Genomic DNA, 3,965 nt, shown 5'->3' with positions numbered 1-3,965 from the left:
CCATGGATGGCGCCCGCGAGCCCCCAGGGATGGGTTTACGGCGTGTCCCGGCAAGGGGGTAAGCCTGCCAGCCCGCACTGAAAACCAAGCAGCCAGCAAACTGCTTTGGCTTTGGCTTTTGCTTTGGCTTCGGCTCCGCGCTTTCCGCTTCGAAAAAAAAACAAACACCCACAAAAAAACCCGACCGAAGCCGGGTTTTTTCGATCCATCACACCACCGCAAGCGATGGCGTAGGAGGGATCAGGCCAGAYCGGCCTGCTTCATCACTTCGGCAGCGTAGTCTTCGACAACCTTCTCGATGCCTTCGCCAACAGCCAGGCGCTTGAAGCCGACCACGTCGGCACCGGCGGCCTTCAGGACCTGCTCGACCGACTGGTTGGTGTCCAGCACGTACGGCTGGCCGTACAGCGTCACTTCGTTGACGATCTTGGCGATCTTGCCGCTGATGATCTTTTCCAGGATGTCGGCCGGCTTGGACTTGTCCTTGTCGGTCATCTTGGCCAGCTCGATTTCCTTCTCCTTCGCAACGAACTCGGCCGGCACATCGGCTGCCTTGTTGTGCGGCGGATTCATCGCAGCCACATGCATGGCCAGGCCACGGGCCAGTTCGGCGTCACCGCCGGCCAGCTCGACCAGCACGCCGATGCGGCCACCGTGCACGTAAGCGGCCACGTTGTTGGACGATTCCAGGCGCACGATGCGACGCACGTCGACCTTCTCGCCAACCTTGGCGATCACGGCGGCGCGGGCTTCTTCGACGGTCTCGCCGCTCGGCAGCTTGGCGGCCTTCAGCGCGTCGATGTCGGCAGCGCCCGAGCTCAGGGCGGCGGCGACAACGGCCTTGGTGAAGTCCAGGAAGTTGCTGTCCTTGGCGACGAAGTCGGTTTCGGAGTTGACTTCGACCAGCACGGCCTTGTTGCCGTCCTGAGCCGCCACGATGATGCCTTCGGCAGCCACGCGGTCAGCCTTCTTGTCGGCCTTGGCCAGGCCGGACTTGCGCAGCCATTCGGCCGAGGCGTCGATGTTGCMGCCGTTTTCGGTGAGTGCCTTCTTGCACTCCATCATGCCGGCGCCAGTGCGCTCGCGCAGTTCCTTGACCAGGGAAGCAGTGATTTCCACGGGATTTCCTCACGAAAGAAAGGGGTTGGGCCGGCATGGTGGCCGGCCCGTATGACAGGGTCCTGTCATCGCGCCATCGGCAGCGGACAGGAGCGGTGGGCGCGCGGCGCCCACCGTGGGCCTGGATCAGGCCTGGGCTTCGCCAGCCTTGTCGGCGGCCGGAGCATCGGCAGCCGGAGCATCGGCAGCCGGGGCAGCAGCAGCCGGAGCAGCGGCCTTCTTGGCCGGAGCGCGGCGGGCCGGCTTGGCTTCTTCGCTGGCAGCAGCGTCGGCGAACTCTTCTTCACGGACGGTGGCGGCGTGCGGCGCAGCAGCCTTGCCTTCCAGCACGGCGTCGGCAGCAGCGCGGGCGTACAGCTGCACAGCGCGGATGGCGTCGTCGTTGCCCGGGATCGCGTAATCCACCAGCTCCGGGTTGTAGTTGGTGTCGACCACGGCGATCACCGGGATGCCGAGCTTCTTGGCTTCCTTGATGGCGATGTCTTCATGGCCGATGTCGATGACGAAGATCGCGTCCGGCAGACGGTTCATGTCCTTGATGCCGCCCAGCGAGGCTTCCAGCTTGTCACGCTCGCGACGCAGGCCCAGCACTTCGTGCTTGACCAGCTTCTCGAAGCTGCCGTCGGTTTCRCCGGCTTCCAGTTCCTTCAGGCGGGCAACCGACTGCTTCACGGTACGGAAGTTGGTCAGGGTGCCGCCCAGCCAACGCTGGTTCATGAAGGGCATGCCGCAACGCTCGGCTTCTTCGCGGATCGACTCGCGGGCGCTGCGCTTGGTGCCCAGGAACAGGATGGTGCCGCGCTTCTGCGCGACGCTGGAAATGAAGTTCATCGCGTCATTGAAGAGCGGAACGGTCTTTTCCAGGTTGATGATGTGGATCTTGCCGCGGGCGCCGAAGATGTACTGGCCCATCTTGGGGTTCCAGTAACGGGTCTGGTGGCCGAAATGGACGCCGGCTTCCAGCATCTGACGCATGGTGACCTGGGGCATTGCAGTAACTCCTGATAGGGAACCGGCCGCCACGGATAATAGTTGGGCGGTCCGCCGCAAGGCGGGTGGTTCCGGGGTTTGGCTTCCCTGTCGCTTCCGTGACCGAACTCCTTGCGGAGCACCCCGGCACGGATATGGGCGGCAGGTGTGGATTCACCGGTGACGTCCGGTGTTGACGGTTCCCCGCATCGAACGAGGCGGGAGATCCGGTCGATTATAGCCCGCTGCGCGTCGAGGCTGCAATCTCCGGGGGCAGGTCGGGCAGATCGGCCTCGGCCGCATGGTCCAGGCGGGCCCGGAACCGGCCGGCGGCGTAGTGGTCCGGACGCGCCGGGAGCGTCCAGGTGCGCCGCTGGTAGGGCAGTACATAGCCGGCCAGCCCGGCGATCACAACCTGGCGGGTGCCGTGGCTGTCGATGAACACCAGGTCGGCCAGATGGGCGTGGCGCGGGCCGCCATTGTAAAGCTGCAGTTGCGCTGACGGGCCCGGCCGCACCCGGATCTGCAGCATCGACGCTACCTCGGGCGCGGCGGGTGGATCAAGGAACACCGGCAGCGAGTAGCGTGGCGCGGTCGCCGCCGGCAGCGCCGGATCCGGCGTGATCACCAGGCGATAGGCCTGCTGGACCTGCGCCGGCGCGGCACCGAGCCGGACCACCCGCAGGCGCTGCCGCTGTCCCGGCGGGATCTCCAGTATCGATGGGCTCAGTGCCACGTCCTCGGCCGTCTGCAGCTGCTCGGCGTCTTCGTGTTGTTCCCAGCGGTACAGCCGGGCCTGGCCGGACCACGGCGCCGGATCGGGGTTGTCCAGCCACAGCTCGGCGTCGGCCTGGTCGGCCGGTACCTGCACGCTGCCGACGGAAAGCTGCAGCGCCCCGGCATCGGCGGGCTGCAGGGTCAGGGCCAGCGCCAGCGCGGCGAGAGTGCGCATCAGTAGGTCACCGTGGCCCGGTCGCCGCGGGCCGGATCGACCGGGGTCAATGCCCGCACCTGGGCCGGAACCGGGATGGGGGCATCGCTGCGTTGGTGCGGTGCCGGGCAGTCCGCATGCGACACGCGCGCGGCGGCGAAGGTGCAGTCGGCGACGATCCGCAGTTGGATGCGCAAGCCGCCCTGCGACTGCGCGGCGGCCGGTAACGCGGTGAGGCCCGCGAGCAGGAGCAGGCAGGCCGGGGCGGAGGGAAGCCGTCGCAGGATCATGGAACATCGCAGGGAAGGGGCCTGCCCGTTATCGGCCGGGGTGCCGCCGGGCTTGAGGCGCTGCGACGTCAGTAGGTGATGGTCACCGTGATTACATCGTTGTAGCTGCCCTGGGCGGGCAGGCTGCCCGAGGTGGGCGGCGCACGACCGTACACGGTCAGGGTCTGGGCGCTTCCGGTACCGGTGCCGGTGGCGGTGTCCACCCCGATGGTGTTGCCCCAGCGCTGGCTGCGGCCGCTGTCGCGATACAGCTCGTAGGCAAGGAAGTACGCCGGATTGGTGGTGTGCTGCATGCGCCGGGTGGTCGTGCCGAGCACATGCTGCCCGTTGTCCAGGCCGATGGTGTAGGCAGTGCGGTTGATGCAGGTCAGGCCGATGGTCGAGGTGCGTTCGATGTTGCCGGTGATGGCGCCGGCATTGCTGCCGAAGTCCATGTCGGTGGTGACATAGGTACTGCACTGCGGCAGCACATTGGCGGTGACCGTGAACGGGAAGCCGGAGGCAACGGTCTTGTTGCCGGTCGCACCGCCGCCGGCCGGGGTGGTGCAGGCGGGCGGTGGCGAGGCGGTGCCAAGCAGCACTTCGTTGTAGGCAAAGCGCACGGTGGTGTCGGCAGCGGCGAAACTGCTGCTGAAGGTCCCTGCGGAGAGCGTCTC

Annotated in this window: 5 protein-coding genes; all 5 read right to left on the bottom strand. The window is 66.7% G+C overall.

Features of this window, described 5'->3' with window-relative positions; genetic code table 11:
* Positions 1-240: 240 nt before the first annotated feature.
* The gene (gene tsf / locus AC1DQP_RS17705; protein ID WP_478052125.1) at positions 241-1,119 is read right to left on the bottom strand and encodes a translation elongation factor Ts; all 879 of its coding nucleotides are present in this window, start codon (positions 1,117-1,119) and stop codon (positions 241-243) included.
* A 126-nt stretch (positions 1,120-1,245) separates the two neighbouring features.
* Positions 1,246-2,109, bottom strand: coding sequence for a 30S ribosomal protein S2 (gene rpsB, locus AC1DQP_RS17700; RefSeq protein WP_478052124.1), 864 nt, complete (start codon positions 2,107-2,109; stop codon positions 1,246-1,248).
* Positions 2,110-2,323: 214 nt separating this feature from the next.
* The gene (locus tag AC1DQP_RS17695; RefSeq protein ID WP_478052123.1) at positions 2,324-3,040 is read right to left on the bottom strand and encodes a fimbrial biogenesis chaperone; all 717 of its coding nucleotides are present in this window, start codon (positions 3,038-3,040) and stop codon (positions 2,324-2,326) included.
* A complete protein-coding gene (locus AC1DQP_RS17690; RefSeq protein ID WP_457322249.1) occupies positions 3,040-3,309 on the bottom strand; it encodes a hypothetical protein in 270 nt (89 codons plus the stop codon). Before AC1DQP_RS17690 ends, AC1DQP_RS17695 begins: the two co-directional genes overlap by 1 nt.
* 68 nt (positions 3,310-3,377) lie before the next feature.
* Positions 3,378-3,965 (bottom strand): Csu type fimbrial protein (locus AC1DQP_RS17685; protein WP_478052122.1); only part of this gene is annotated, 588 nt, incomplete at its 5' end.

This window comes from Stenotrophomonas sp. P5_A8 (genome assembly GCF_056400545.1).
The sequence above is the reverse complement of the archived record's forward strand: the minus strand, read 5'-3'. Positions and strand labels throughout refer to the sequence as shown.

What these genes read in the sequence shown, in the direction of transcription:
- AC1DQP_RS17695 (WP_478052123.1), bottom strand. Translation starts at nt 3,040, where the DNA reads ATGCGCACTCTCGCCGCGCTGGCGCTGGCCCTGACCCTGCAGCCCGCC.
- AC1DQP_RS17690 (WP_457322249.1), bottom strand. Translation starts at nt 3,309, where the DNA reads ATGATCCTGCGACGGCTTCCCTCCGCCCCGGCCTGCCTGCTCCTGCTC.